Below are 13434 nucleotides of genomic sequence, written 5' to 3'. Positions count from 1 at the left end.
GATATACATCACAATTAAGGAAATCTACTTACAAAATTGCATTACTGTAATGCGATCTGGTTCAAATAATTCACTTTCAAATGAATGCGTCAGTGGTGGCAAACGCATCAGGATCAAAGTGAACATCACGAAACTTCTTACAATGGCGCATCACCTTCGGCATAAATAGGAACAGAAGATGCCCACTTCTCATGAAAATGCACTGCAACAACGTTGCCAGCAAATTGTCACCAGTCCGGTACTTAGCCCGGAGCAGAAGCGCCATTTTCTGGCGCTGGAAGCAGAAAACAATCTGCCTTACCCACAGCTTCCTGCCGAAGCCCGCCGCGCGCTGGATGAAGGTGTAATCTGCGATATGTTTGAAGGTCATGCGCCGTATAAACCGCGCTATGTCTTACCCGATTACGCCCGTTTTTTGGCCAACGGTTCCGAATGGCTGGAGCTGGAAGGCGCAAAAGATCTTGATGACGCACTCTCTCTGCTGACCATTCTTTACCACCACGTTCCTTCGGTCACATCGATGCCGGTCTACCTGGGGCAACTGGATGCGTTGTTGCAACCGTATGTTAGAATTCTAACACAAGACGAGATCGATATTCGAATAAAACGTTTCTGGCGTTATCTCGACAGAACCCTGCCAGACGCCTTTATGCACGCCAATATTGGCCCATCTGATTCACCCATTATCCGTGCGATTTTACGCGCAGACGCAGAGCTGAAGCAGGTTTCACCGAACCTGACTTTTATCTACGATCCTGAAATCACCCCTGATGACCTGCTGCTGGAAGTGGCAAAAAACATCTGTGAATGTAGCAAACCGCACATCGCCAACGGTCCCGTGCATGATAAAATTTTCACAAAAGGGGGCTACGGGATTGTGAGCTGTTACAACTCACTGCCGCTGGCGGGTGGTGGCAGCACGCTGGTACGCCTTAACCTGAAAGCCATTGCCGAGCGCAGCGAATCGCTGGATGACTTCTTTACGCGCACTCTACCGCACTACTGCCAACAGCAGATCGCCATCATCGATGCGCGGTGTGAATTCCTCTATCAACAATCACACTTCTTTGAGAATAGCTTCCTGGTGAAAGAAGGGCTGATTAACCCTGAACGTTTTGTGCCAATGTTTGGCATGTATGGGCTGGCGGAAGCGGTTAACTTGCTGTGTGAAAAAGAAGGAGTTGCCGCGCGTTACGGTAAAGAAGCCGCCGCAAATGAAGTGGGTTATCGCATTAGCGCGCAACTGGCGGAGTTTGTCGCCAATACCCCCGTGAAATATGGCTGGCAAAAACGCGCCATGTTACACGCACAGTCGGGGATAAGTTCCGATATCGGCACCACGCCGGGCGCGCGTTTGCCGTATGGCGATGAGCCAGATCCGATCACCCATCTGCAAACTGTCGCCCCGCATCATGCTTATTATTATTCCGGCATCAGCGACATTTTGACGCTCGACGAAACCATCAAACGTAATCCGCAGGCGCTGGTACAGCTTTGCCTCGGTGCCTTTAAAGCCGGAATGCGTGAATTTACCGCCAATGTCAGCGGTAACGATCTGGTTCGCGTTACCGGTTATATGGTGCGTTTGTCGGATCTGGAAAAATATCGTGCCGAAGGCTCACGTACCAACACCACCTGGCTGGGAGAAGAAGCCGCACGCAACACTCGTATTCTGGAACGCCAGCCGCGCGTTATAAGCCATGAACAGCAGATGCGCTTTAGTCAGTAAGATTATCCCCTTCTCCTGCGTTGACGGGCCAGGCAGTCGTCTGGCTCTGTTTTTACAGGGCTGTAATCTGCGCTGCAAAAACTGTCACAATCCGTGGACAATGGGGCGCTGTAATGATTGCGGGGAGTGCGTGCCACAGTGTCCGCATCAGGCGTTGCAGATTGTTAACAGCAAAGTAGTGTGGAACGCAGCCGTCTGCGAGCAGTGTGATACCTGCCTGAAGATGTGTCCACAACACGCTACGCCGATGGCGCAATCCATGAACGTGGACGAGGTGCTTAGTCACGTCCGCAAAGCGGTGCTGTTTATTGAAGGGATAACGGTAAGCGGCGGTGAAGCCACGACCCAGTTGCCGTTTGTGGTGGCGCTGTTTACTGCTATCAAAAATGATCCACAACTGTGTCATCTCACCTGTCTGGTGGACAGTAACGGCATGTTGAGCGAAACCGGCTGGGAAAAATTACTCCCGGTGTGCGACGGCGCGATGCTCGATCTCAAAGCGTGGGGAAGCGAATGTCATCAACAGCTAACCGGACGCGATAATCAGCAGATTAAGCGCAGCATCTGTTTGCTTGCAGAGCGCGGTAAGCTGGCGGAACTGCGTTTGCTGGTAATCCCTGGCCAGGTGGATTATTTGCAACACATCGAAGAACTGGCGGCGTTTATCAAGGGACTTGGCGATGTTCCGGTACGCCTGAACGCGTTTCATGCCCACGGCGTGTATGGCGAGGCGCAAAGCTGGGCGAGCGCCACGCAGGAAGACGTTGAGCAGTTGGCTGATGCGTTACGGGAGCGCGGGGTGAGCCGGTTGATATTTCCGGCGCTGTATTTGTGACATGCCGGATGCGGCCTACGGTTCGGCACAGACTTGTAGGCATGATAAGACGCGTCAGCGTCGCATCAGGCATTGTGCGCCAACTGCCGGATGCGGCGTGAACGCCTTATCCGGCCTACGGTTCGGCACAGACCTGTAGGCATGATAAGACGCGTCAGCGTCGCATCAGGCATTGTGCGTCGACTGCCGGATGCGGTGTGAACGCCTTATCCGGCTTACGAAGGGCAGACTACCCACGAACGTTAAACACCGCATACGTGTTATTAAGCAACACTTCGGCAATCTCATCCGCGGGTTCCGGGCGTAACTCGCACAGCACGGCAAACACACGGGCGGCCTGTTCAGGGCGATTAGGCTGCCCCTGAAAACCATTGAGCGGCATATCCGGTGCGTCGGTTTCCAACAACAACGATGCCAACGGTAATTTTGCGATGACATCGCGGGTTTTACTGGCGCGTGGATAGGTGATAGTACCGCCTACGCCAATTTTGTAGCCCAGCTGCACAAACCGTTCGGCCTGTTGCAGGCTGCCAGAAAAACCATGAACCACACCAGTGCGTGGCAAATTTTGGCGTTTAAGATGCATCGCCAGTTTGTCGTGCGTGCGCCGTGAATGAAGGATCACCGGCAGATCGTAGCGTTTCGCCAGTTTCAGTTGTTCATCAAGCAACCTCTGCTGCCTCTCAAATTGCGGATCGTCACCAAAGAGATCCAGGCCGATCTCCCCCACCGCCACCACCTTCGTCGGACGTCTTTCCAACGCCTGCTGTAATTGATCCAGCGATGCATCGTTATGTTTTTCCAACATCCCCGGATGCAACCCTAAAGCGGCATACAGTGGTTGATAATTTTCCGCTAACGCCTGCACACGGGCAAAATTTGCCGCCTCGGTGGCCGGAACAATGATCTTGCCTACGCCCGCTTGTGCCGCGCGTTGCAGGCTGGCCTCTTCATCGCCGCTAAAAGGCGGGAAATCAAAATGGCAGTGGGTGTCGATAAAACGGCAAATCAAGCCAAATCCTCATTGTTAAATGTCGGGTCGTTCGCCTGTGGAGCGTCTATCACCTCGGTAACCAGCGTATCGTTGGCGACGGGTGCAGGCGGAATAACGATCGACTCCGGCGTCACCACCGGCACCAGATGGCGGCTCAGCGGCGCTTTTTCAGTCAATAACTTACCGACCGTTGCCAGAAAATAACGCCCGCATAAACGCCCAAGTTTATAGTCTTCACGCAGCGCCGGAATCCGACTGCCGAGCGCGATACTATGTAATGGCTTCGGCGGATAAATTTCGAATATCCTCAGCTGTCCCGGTGGTTTCTCAATAAATTGCTGAATCTCACGATAGCTGGTTTCATGATGCTGCACCAGATTGACCAGCGGCTGCAGGCTACTGTCACCCAGCCAGCGTTCCATGCGTTTGAACCACTGTGGCGTGTAGTACATTTGTGACGGCACAGTGCGGATGACGACTAACGTTTTTGCGCCCTGCCTTGCTGCCTCTTTAACCGGGATCGCATCACTGATCCCGCCATCCAGGTAATTAATGCCTTCCAGCGACACTCCGGTACGATAAAAGCCCGGTATCGCACTGGAGGCGCGAATCACATCCAGCCAGTTCTGTTTGTTTGGCAAAAAGTAATTCGGCGCATAGTCATCCTGACGACAAGCGCACATATAAAACGATTTGCCGCTGTCAAATAGCCGCGCTGCGGTGTCCATTTGCAACGGCATCTGGCTTGCGGTGGCCTCCACCAGCCAGTCGAGATCGATAAGATTTCCTCCACGGACAAAGCGCAATGGATCGAAAAATTCGCGTTTTGTGGTATAGCGCATGATGACTTTGCGCGCGTAACCGGGCTGATTGCAGATATACGCCGAGAGGTTCTGCGCCCCGGCAGATGTGCCGAGATAAAGATCGAAAGGATTAAACTGCGCGCGCATAAACTCATCCAGCACGCCAGCTGTGAAAATTCCACGCTGCCCGCCGCCTTCGCACACCAGAGCTATTCGTCCAGGCTGGAACGGCCTTAGCGACAACGGCGCAATATTACCAAGCGTTACAGGTATTCGCTGCCCCACCTCTGCCTTCCTGTTTTTGTTGTGAAAGAATGACAAAGTAACGCAATTTATTATTCGCTAAAACCGCAAAAGCCAGTCCGCTGGACTGGCTTTGGATAAAATTTTCTTAATGGTCTGAAATCTAGGGTCGTTTTCGGCCCATGAACAAACTCACCAGGAACAGAATAATCCCGACGACAAAGACAATTTTAGCTGCGCCCGCAGCGGTACCGGCCAGACCACCAAACCCAAGTGCGGCGGCGATTAACGCGATAACCAGAAATATGATGCCCCAACGAAACATAAGCGTCTCCTTTACCATAGTTAATGTCACCGCTTGATATGAGCGTGAAAATCACTCAATGCGATATTTTTAGTGTGGTGCACATCGCGCCTCCCGACAAAGTTCGGGAGGACGAATTACGACGAATTACTTAGTTTTCAGATCATTTTTAACGCTTTTCACACCATCTACCGCTTTGGCGATACTTTCAGCACGGTCACTTTGTGCCTGAGAATCTACGGTACCGGAGAGCTGAACCACGCCATCGGTGGTTTCAACTTTCACTTTACGTGAAGGGACGATATCGTCCGCCAGCAGCTTGGCTTTGATTTCACTGGTGGTGGCGGTGTCACCCGCGTAGCCCTTCACAGAGCCTTCTTTAGCGTCGCGAACGTGCAGTTTGTCGCTGACAGAGGTCACGCCTTCAACGCCTTTCGCCACTTTCACTGCCTCTTCGGCTTGGGCCTGGCTTTCAACGAAACCGCTCAGAGTCACGACTTTTTGATCGGTTTTGACAGAGATATCGGTGCTCTTGATGTTGTCATGATCCACCAGGGCCGCCTTCACTTTCGCGGTGATGGCGCTGTCATCCATGAAATTACCGACTTTATTCATAGAGCTATCGACTTTTTGCCCTGCGCTTTCATTGGTAGTCTGCGCGTTGTTTTCTGCGTAGGCAGAGCCGGTCGCGACGGCAGAGGTCAACATTACAGCCAGCAGAGTTTTCGAAATCTTCAGTCTTGTCATAGTCATCGATTTATTCCTGTATGTTTGCTCGTAATTTGAGCCTGGCAACACGAGGTTGCATTGCTGAATAGGGAGAGATTCACCCTCTACAGAAGTCAATGGTCGCTATCACAAAAGCGATGGCTGATGAATAACGACCATTACAGCCTCTGAATCAGTTATTAATATCGGTAGAATGACAATCGACGGCTTTAGATACTGATATCTACGCATTGAACGGTATTTAACGCCGTCAGAAATGTCATTACTTTGTTAAATATAGATCACAATTTTGAAACCGCTCGGGATATCCCCTAAAACATAAGCAAAAGTGAATGTTTTAAGAACATTCCGTAAGCGGCTAATAAGGAAGGGAAATTGACAGGGCGCAGCGGCTACCGCGCCCTGGAGGCAAGAATTAATGCTCGCGAGTCTGGTGGAACTGAACGTCCGGATAACGTTCCTGCGCCAGGCGCAGGTTGACCATGCTGGTAGCGATGTAAGCGAGGTTATCGCCGCCATCAAGCGCCAGTTGGCTTTCGTTCTTACGCTTGAACTCTTCGAATTTCTTCGCGTCCGCACATTCTACCCAGCGTGCAGTGGCAACGTTGACTGACTCATACACTGCTTCAACGTTGTATTCGCTCTTCAGGCGCGCTACCACCACATCAAACTGCAGCACACCAACCGCACCAACGATCAGGTCGTTGTTGGAGATCGGACGGAACACCTGCACCGCGCCCTCTTCGGAAAGCTGTACCAGCCCTTTGAGCAGCTGTTTTTGCTTCAGCGGATCTTTCAGGCGGATACGACGGAACAGTTCCGGCGCAAAGTTCGGGATACCGGTGAACTTCATCATCTCACCCTGGGTAAAGGTGTCGCCGATCTGAATAGTGCCGTGGTTGTGCAGACCAAGGATGTCGCCCGGATACGCTTCTTCAACATGCGAACGGTCGCCCGCCATAAAGGTCAGCGCGTCGGAGATCACCACATCTTTCGCGGTGCGCACCTGGCGCAGCTTCATGCCTTTTTCATATTTACCGGATACCACGCGCATAAACGCCACGCGGTCGCGGTGTTTCGGGTCCATGTTGGCCTGAATTTTAAATACGAAGCCGGTAAATTTATCTTCGCTCGCCTCTACGGTACGCGTATCAGTCTGACGCGGCATCGGCGCAGGTGCCCACTCTACCAGACCATCCAGCATATGATCGACGCCGAAGTTACCCAGCGCAGTACCAAAGAACACTGGAGTAATTTCGCCCGCAAGGAACAATTCTTTGTCGAACTCGTTAGACGCGCCTTTCACCAGTTCCAGTTCGTCACGCAGCTGCTGCGCCAGATCTTCACCAACCGCAGCATCGAGATCCGGGTTATTCAGCCCTTTAACAATACGGACTTCCTGAATGGTGTGACCTTTACCGCTCTGATAGAGATAGGTTTCGTCTTTATAAAGGTGGTAAACGCCTTTAAACAGCTTGCCGCAGCCAATCGGCCAGGTGATCGGCGCACAGCCGATTTTCAGCTCGTTCTCAACTTCATCGAGCAGCTCCATCGGATCGCGGATATCACGGTCAAGTTTGTTCATAAAGGTGAGGATCGGCGTATCGCGCAGACGGGTAACTTCCATCAGCTTACGGGTACGATCTTCAACACCTTTTGCAGCGTCGATAACCATCAGGCAGCAGTCCACCGCCGTCAGGGTACGATAGGTATCTTCCGAGAAGTCTTCGTGCCCGGGGGTGTCGAGCAGGTTAACCAGGCAGTCGTGATACGGAAACTGCATCACAGACGTGGTAATGGAGATCCCACGCTGCTTTTCCATCTCCATCCAGTCCGACTTAGCGTGCTGGTTGGAACCACGGCCTTTTACTGTACCGGCAGTCTGAATGGCCTGTCCGAACAGCAGCACCTTCTCGGTGATGGTCGTTTTACCGGCGTCCGGGTGAGAAATAATGGCAAAAGTGCGGCGCTTCGCCACCTCTTGCAAATAAGGAGACAACGTCATAATTCTTTCTTCTTGAGTAAGCGGCATCGCGCCTCGCTTGTTGAAAACGAAAAATTGCGGCTATTTTACCCATCAACGGGGGGGAGGCAATCAGTGTTTACACAGGAGCTGCTCCAGTTCGTGCAACGAAGAAACGGTCCAGGTAGGCGCGATGCCTTCTGGTTGCTCGCGATTGTGCGCATTCAGCCAGCAAGTCGCAAGCCCGGCGTTGATGCCACCGAGAATATCGGACTCGGCAGTGTCGCCAACCATCAGCACGCGTGAACGGTCAGGATTGCCCGCCTGTTCCAGCGCATAATCGAAAATTTTCTTATTCGGTTTGGCTACGCCAACTTCTTCGGAAATCACCAACAAATCGAAATAATCACGCAGGCCCGTGCGTTCCAGACGCACTTGCTGCAAGGCGCTAAAGCCGTTGGTGATTATGCCGATTTTGGCGTTGCCACGAATGGCGTTAAGCAAGGAAACCGCGCCCGGCAGCGGCGTGCAGATTTCTGCCATCGCATTAATGAAGGCCTCGTTGAGTTTACCTGGCTCGACGTTCAGCCGTTCGGCCCAGCTCTCAAAACGCCCGTGCTGAAGCTGTAATGAAGTGATCGCACCGTTTTGATAATCTACCCACAGGGGCTTGTTAACGGCCTGATAGTCCTGAAAATCTTCAGCGGTAAAAGTGACGCTGTAATCAAGAAACATCCGCTGCAGGCCGGTGAATGAGTCAAAGGTAAACAGCGTTTCATCGGCATCAAAGAAAATCCAGTCCCACTTCATTATTCCACCTTGTCTTACATACTGATTGGCAACGCCATGATGATGGCGTCTTCGCGACCGTCCTTGGTGGGGTAGTAATTGCGGCGAATCGTCGCCTCGTTAAAGCCTAAACTTTCGTACAGGGCAATGGCGGCAGCGTTTGAGGCACGGACTTCCAGCCATAACGTCGCCACACCGCGTTTTTCCAGTTCGTCGATCAGATGTTCCAGCAGCGCCCTTCCCAGTCCCTGACGCTGATAGTCAGGATCGACCGCAATATTGAACAATGTAGCTTCATCCAGCACCACTTGCGTAATCGCAAACGCCACCATTTTGCCGTTTTGCGTTAACTGAAAGTTGAGATAACGCTCGCCCTGATTACTGGCAAAGGTTTTTTCACTCCACGGAAAGGCGTGGGCGCGTTGTTCAATGTGGAAAGCCGCTGGTAAATCAGTCGTTTCGAGGGAAGAAATCGTGTTCATATGTGCAAATTTGTTGCCATAACGCGGCGCGTGCCGTTGGGTTTGCCCGTAATTCGGTGAGCGCCGGTGATGCCACCTGAGCGCCTTCCAGTGATAGCGGTTCATCAGTACCCAACCGCCAGCTGTTGCAGCGACTGCCTTGCGGCAGCATCGCGATCTTTTCTGGCGTCAGTTGCAGCACCTGGTCGGGGCTGACGGTTAATGCACGCAGAACATCGCTCACCAGAGGATCGGTCAGGGCGGGAAGATCGTTTGCCACCATCACCAGACGGACGTGTGCCGGGATCGCAATGGCAATCTCCCCCTGCAACGCGCCAGGGCGACGCAGCGACCACTGGGTAATGCCCAGTTGCTGTAACTGCCAGTCTCGTCGGGATGTCATAGCGAATCGCTCCTGTTGTCAGGGGCGCAAATATAGCAAATTCGTCGATACCGCGCCAACATATGGCTATAATCGCCGCCAGTATCAATTGAGGAGCATTCCATGTCTGCATTTACCCCGGCAAGTGAAGTCTTGCTGCGTCACAGTGATGATTTCGAACAAAGCCGTATTCTTTTTGCCGGAGACTTACAGGATGACCTGCCCGCGCGTTTAGATACCGCGGCCAGCCGTGCTCATACCCAGCAATTCCACCACTGGCAGGTGTTAAGCCGCCAGATGGGGGATAACGCCCGTTTTAGTCTGGTCGCCACGGCGGATGACGTCGCAGATTGCGATACGCTGATTTACTACTGGCCGAAGAACAAACCGGAAGCCCAGTTTCAGTTGATGAATTTACTTTCTCTGCTGCCGGTGGGGACGGATATTTTTGTTGTTGGCGAGAACCGCAGCGGCGTGCGCAGCGCCGAGCAGATGCTGGCAGATTATGCGCCGTTGAATAAAGTCGACAGCGCCCGTCGCTGTGGCCTCTATTTTGGTCGTCTGGAAAAACAGCCGGTATTTGATGCCGATAAATTCTGGGGCGAATACAGCGTCGATGGCCTGACGGTGAAAACGCTGCCTGGCGTGTTTAGCCGCGACGGTCTGGATGTCGGTAGCCAGTTGCTGCTCTCGACGTTAACTCCGCACACGAAAGGTAAAGTGCTGGATGTCGGCTGCGGTGCAGGCGTTCTTTCAGTTGCCTTTGCACGCCACTCACCGAAGATTCGTCTCACGTTGTGCGATGTTTCTGCGCCAGCAGTTGAAGCCAGCCGTGCAACACTTGCGGCCAACGGTATTGAAGGTGAAGTCTTTGCCAGCAACGTCTTTTCTGAGGTGAAAGGTCGTTTTGATATGATCATCTCCAATCCGCCGTTCCACGATGGGATGCAAACCAGTCTGGATGCAGCACAAACGCTGATTCGCGGCGCGGTGCGTCATCTTAACAGCGGCGGCGAGCTGCGAATTGTAGCGAACGCCTTCCTGCCTTACCCGGACGTGCTGGATGAGACATTTGGCTTCCACGAAGTGATCGCGCAAACCGGGCGCTTCAAGGTGTATCGCGCCATTATGACCCGCCAGGCGAAGAAAGGTTAAGTATCCCGCCGCAAGCCTTGCCGGATGCGGCGTGCTCGCCTTATACAACCTACAAAACCTGCAAGTTAGCCCTTCGTAGGCCAGATAAGACGCGCCCGCGTCGCATCTGGCATCTGCACCCAAATACCGTGTCGGATGCGGCGTGAACGCCTTATCCGACCTATAAAACCTGCACGTTAGTTTCCTGATGGACATTTTTCCAGCAATCACACATCTGGCGATAATTAACTATTGACGAAAAGCTGAAAACCACTAGAATGCGCCTCCGTGGTAGCAATTCTTTTTAAGAATTGATGGTATGCGAAGGTGGCGGAATTGGTAGACGCGCTAGCTTCAGGTGTTAGTGTCCTTACGGACGTGGGGGTTCAAGTCCCCCCCCTCGCACCAATTATCTTTACTTCCTTTCTTGTTTCTTCCCTGTTTTGTCATCCCTGATTCAAATTCATTATCATCAGCATGATGCCAGCAATAAGCGCCAGGCATGATGGTAGCAAAATGTAATGCCGTAACTGTTTGTGATACAACATCACTGGCGTCATCACCAATCCCATCAGAATAACAATCCGCCACTGATCCGGCGATAAATCCGCATACATCAGCCCTGCAATCAGCAATCCCGGCAGCAACACTCCCCAACCACTGCCCAGCATACGTTGCAACATGGTTTCATCTCTTTCATTGATAATGATAACTAATATCATATGATAATTTTTATCATTTGCAAGCCAGAGAAATCCCTTGCTATCGGGTAAACCTATCGTTAGGATTAGCAATCATTATCATTTAGATTACTATCACGATTATGGCCTATCGTTCCGCACCGCTCTATGAAGATGTTATCTGGCGAACGCATCTCCAGCCGCAGGATCCTGGACTTGCAGAAGCAGTACGGTCGACGATCGCAGAAAATCGTGAACATTTGCTGGAGTTTATCCGCCTGGATGAACCCGCCCCATTTAGTGCCCTGACGCTGGCGCAATGGTCATCACCGAATGCGTTAAGTTCTCTGTTAGCTGTTTATTCCGATCATATCTACCGCAATCAACCAACGATGATCCGCGAGAATAAGCCGCTGATCTCCCTGTGGGCGCAATGGTACATCGGCCTGATGGTGCCGCCATTAATGCTGGCCCTGTTAACGCAGGAAAAAGCATTAGATGTGTCGCCGGAACATTTCCACGTTGAGTTTCACGAAACCGGACGCGCCGCCTGTTTCTGGGTCGATGTGTATGAAGATAAAAACGCAACACCACATTCACCGCAGCAGCGAATGGAAACGTTAATTAGCAAGGCGCTTGTTCCGGTTGTGCAAGCATTAGAAGCGACTGGAGAAATTAACGGTAAACTTATCTGGAGTAATACCGGTTATTTGATCAACTGGTATCTGACTGAGATGAAACAGTTGCTCGGCGAGGCGACAGTTGAATCGCTGCGCCATGCCCTCTTTTTTGAGAAAACGCTCACTACCGGTGAAGATAATCCACTCTGGCGTACCGTGGTGCTGCGCGACGGCCTGCTGGTGCGCCGCACTTGCTGCCAGCGTTATCGCTTGCCGGATGTGCAGCAATGTGGTGACTGTACGCTGAAATAGAAAAATTTGCCGGGGAAGTAAACCCGGCATTAAGCGTATTAATAGGGGTGCAACACGTTACTTGCTTCGCAATGACGCATACATAACAGAATGTCTGCGGCCTCCAACAACCCTGCATCAGAACTGACGCCCAGTTTCGACATTACATTAAATTTATGCGCGCGGATCGTTTTGATATTGCGTTTAAGCTGCTCGGCAATTTGTGTCATTGAGTAGCCACGCGACATAAAGCGCAATATTTCTCTCTCCGTCGGGCTTAGCGTCCGGCTTTGGTTAATGTACCACTGATTGTTCAATCGGTCGGTCGCCTGACGCACACCATTTAATGACAAAAAGAGTTCCTGATGAAAAATCTCCATCGTCGACGCTTTACTTAATACACCGTCCAGCGGTGATGGCGACAATGAACCAATCAGCCGAGCTTCTATATCATCATCCGCAATAACTAAACGGCGGGTACGCGGAAACTTAATCGCCAGTTCAGTCAGGCAAGATAATCCCTCTCTGCGTTTACTTCTCATGGCAGAAAAAGAAAAAATAACCGCCGCAAACGAGATCCGCGACATGGCATCCTGAAATGACTCCTGACTGGTATAGATATGGAGCTTATAAGGGTTACCTGCAAACTTTCTGAATAAACTCTCAATACCGATACTGCTCATGACGCATTTTTCTATGAGTGCGACATTTCTCTTCTTAATTCGGCTGTGTTCCATTCTGCGGCATCTCCATAAACAGAAGGCAAGTTAAGTTCTCTTGCACCCTGCGCGCTATTTATCCATGCATACATTTCAGCGTTGCTGTGAATTGCCAGTCGACGCATCGCACTGTTTTTTTGGGCGCTGATAGTTTTATTACTTTTCTTAAGCAATGAAGCTATCTGGTTGATGCCCCATCCTTTACCTAATAGCCGCAGCACTTTGCGCTCTGAAAGAGTGAGAATGACGGAGCGATAGCTAAAATCATGCGTTTCAGTCATTGCCGGAGAGGTCAGCATGGCGCTGATACGCTCTGCGTGCGTATTGCCAGAACGCACGGTCTTGACCAGATTCTCAATGGGTTCAACATCAGACAATAATGTCGCCGTAGGGCACATGAGCAGTTCTACCGCCTGGGAATACCAGGAGCGTGACACCATGAAAACCCAGTGAATTTCCCGATATTGTGAGATTAAAGAATAATAATGCTCACAAACAGAACGAGGATCTTCACTTTCACCGGCTAAATCTGCAATAACTAATCCGGAACGACGTAATTGTAATAAGGTAAGTAGACTGGCCCCCTGAATCTCCAGACAACCAATATCACTTATTTAAGTGATAGTCTTAATACTAGTTTTTAGACTAGTCATTGGAGAGCAGATGATTGATGTCTTAGGACCGGAGAAACGCAGACGGCGTACCACACAGGAAAAGATCGCAATTGTTCAGCAGAGCTTTGAACCAGGGATGACGGT

At 51.4% G+C, this 13434-nt stretch carries 14 protein-coding genes, 1 tRNA gene and 1 pseudogene; 5 read left to right on the top strand and 11 right to left on the bottom strand.

Annotated features, from left to right (window positions below):
- Nucleotides 1-178 precede the first annotated feature (178 nt).
- Together BEB54_RS07535 and BEB54_RS07530 are read left to right on the top strand one after the other, a co-directional pair.
- Complete coding sequence (locus tag BEB54_RS07535) at nucleotides 179-1729, top strand: YjjI family glycine radical enzyme (protein WP_105282166.1); 1551 nt, start codon at nucleotides 179-181, stop codon at nucleotides 1727-1729.
- Nucleotides 1701-2564 (top strand): YjjW family glycine radical enzyme activase, encoded by an 864-nt coding sequence (locus BEB54_RS07530; RefSeq protein WP_039020382.1) that lies wholly within the window; start codon nucleotides 1701-1703, stop codon nucleotides 2562-2564. The genes BEB54_RS07535 and BEB54_RS07530 overlap by 29 nt, the downstream gene beginning before the upstream one ends.
- Nucleotides 2565-2793: 229 nt before the next feature.
- Here the strand turns inward: BEB54_RS07530 and BEB54_RS07525 are convergent, their stop codons facing one another.
- From BEB54_RS07525 to holD, 8 genes are all read right to left on the bottom strand, one after another.
- Complete coding sequence (locus tag BEB54_RS07525; RefSeq protein WP_097505655.1) at nucleotides 2794-3576, bottom strand: metal-dependent hydrolase; 783 nt, start codon at nucleotides 3574-3576, stop codon at nucleotides 2794-2796.
- Nucleotides 3573-4646 carry a patatin-like phospholipase family protein gene (locus BEB54_RS07520; protein ID WP_032183149.1) on the bottom strand — a complete coding sequence of 358 codons (1074 nt, stop codon included), beginning with the start codon at nucleotides 4644-4646 and terminating at the stop codon, nucleotides 3573-3575. Before BEB54_RS07520 ends, BEB54_RS07525 begins: the two co-directional genes overlap by 4 nt.
- Before the next feature lie 121 nt (nucleotides 4647-4767).
- Nucleotides 4768-4929 (bottom strand): DUF1328 domain-containing protein, encoded by a 162-nt coding sequence (locus BEB54_RS07515; protein WP_000490275.1) that lies wholly within the window; start codon nucleotides 4927-4929, stop codon nucleotides 4768-4770.
- A 126-nt stretch (nucleotides 4930-5055) separates the two neighbouring features.
- Nucleotides 5056-5661, bottom strand: coding sequence for a molecular chaperone OsmY (osmY, locus tag BEB54_RS07510; RefSeq protein WP_001295410.1), 606 nt, complete (start codon nucleotides 5659-5661; stop codon nucleotides 5056-5058).
- Between the two features lie 391 nt (nucleotides 5662-6052).
- On the bottom strand, nucleotides 6053-7642 hold the full coding sequence (gene prfC, locus BEB54_RS07505; protein ID WP_000175940.1) for a peptide chain release factor 3: 1590 nt from the start codon (nucleotides 7640-7642) through the stop codon (nucleotides 6053-6055).
- 90 nt (nucleotides 7643-7732) lie between these two features.
- Nucleotides 7733-8410 carry a pyrimidine 5'-nucleotidase gene (gene yjjG, locus BEB54_RS07500; protein ID WP_000870712.1) on the bottom strand — a complete coding sequence of 226 codons (678 nt, stop codon included), beginning with the start codon at nucleotides 8408-8410 and terminating at the stop codon, nucleotides 7733-7735.
- Nucleotides 8411-8424: 14 nt separating this feature from the next.
- A complete protein-coding gene (gene rimI / locus BEB54_RS07495; protein WP_097505656.1) occupies nucleotides 8425-8871 on the bottom strand; it encodes a ribosomal protein S18-alanine N-acetyltransferase in 447 nt (148 codons plus the stop codon).
- Nucleotides 8840-9253 carry a DNA polymerase III subunit psi gene (holD, locus tag BEB54_RS07490; protein WP_000204018.1) on the bottom strand — a complete coding sequence of 138 codons (414 nt, stop codon included), beginning with the start codon at nucleotides 9251-9253 and terminating at the stop codon, nucleotides 8840-8842. Before holD ends, rimI begins: the two co-directional genes overlap by 32 nt.
- Before the next feature lie 102 nt (nucleotides 9254-9355).
- Between holD and rsmC the strand changes: the two genes are divergently transcribed.
- Together rsmC and BEB54_RS07480 are read left to right on the top strand one after the other, a co-directional pair.
- Nucleotides 9356-10387 carry a 16S rRNA (guanine(1207)-N(2))-methyltransferase RsmC gene (gene rsmC, locus BEB54_RS07485; RefSeq protein ID WP_001272320.1) on the top strand — a complete coding sequence of 344 codons (1032 nt, stop codon included), beginning with the start codon at nucleotides 9356-9358 and terminating at the stop codon, nucleotides 10385-10387.
- A 300-nt stretch (nucleotides 10388-10687) separates the two neighbouring features.
- Nucleotides 10688-10774, top strand: a tRNA-Leu gene (locus BEB54_RS07480).
- Nucleotides 10775-10812: 38 nt separating this feature from the next.
- Here BEB54_RS07480 and BEB54_RS07475 read toward each other — a convergent pair.
- Entirely contained in the window at nucleotides 10813-11049 is a 237-nt protein-coding gene (locus BEB54_RS07475) for a DUF1435 domain-containing protein (RefSeq protein WP_123009408.1), read from the bottom strand.
- Between the two features lie 140 nt (nucleotides 11050-11189).
- On the opposite strand from BEB54_RS07475, the gene fhuF reads away from it, so the two are divergent.
- Nucleotides 11190-11978 carry a siderophore-iron reductase FhuF gene (gene fhuF / locus BEB54_RS07470; RefSeq protein WP_088541478.1) on the top strand — a complete coding sequence of 263 codons (789 nt, stop codon included), beginning with the start codon at nucleotides 11190-11192 and terminating at the stop codon, nucleotides 11976-11978.
- 38 nt (nucleotides 11979-12016) lie between these two features.
- Here fhuF and bglJ read toward each other — a convergent pair whose 3' ends face one another.
- The gene (bglJ, locus tag BEB54_RS07465; protein ID WP_105282165.1) at nucleotides 12017-12694 is read right to left on the bottom strand and encodes a DNA-binding transcriptional activator BglJ; all 678 of its coding nucleotides are present in this window, start codon (nucleotides 12692-12694) and stop codon (nucleotides 12017-12019) included.
- Nucleotides 12652-13248: pseudogene (locus BEB54_RS07460) on the bottom strand (helix-turn-helix domain-containing protein); the annotation flags it as partial. The gene bglJ and the pseudogene BEB54_RS07460, both read right to left, overlap by 43 nt.
- Between the last annotated feature and the right edge of the window lie 186 nt (nucleotides 13249-13434).

This window comes from Escherichia sp. MOD1-EC6021 (assembly GCF_002965245.1).
Taxonomy (GTDB): Bacteria; Pseudomonadota; Gammaproteobacteria; order Enterobacterales; family Enterobacteriaceae; genus Escherichia; species Escherichia coli_F.
The sequence above is the reverse complement of the archived record's forward strand: the minus strand, read 5'-3'. Positions and strand labels throughout refer to the sequence as shown.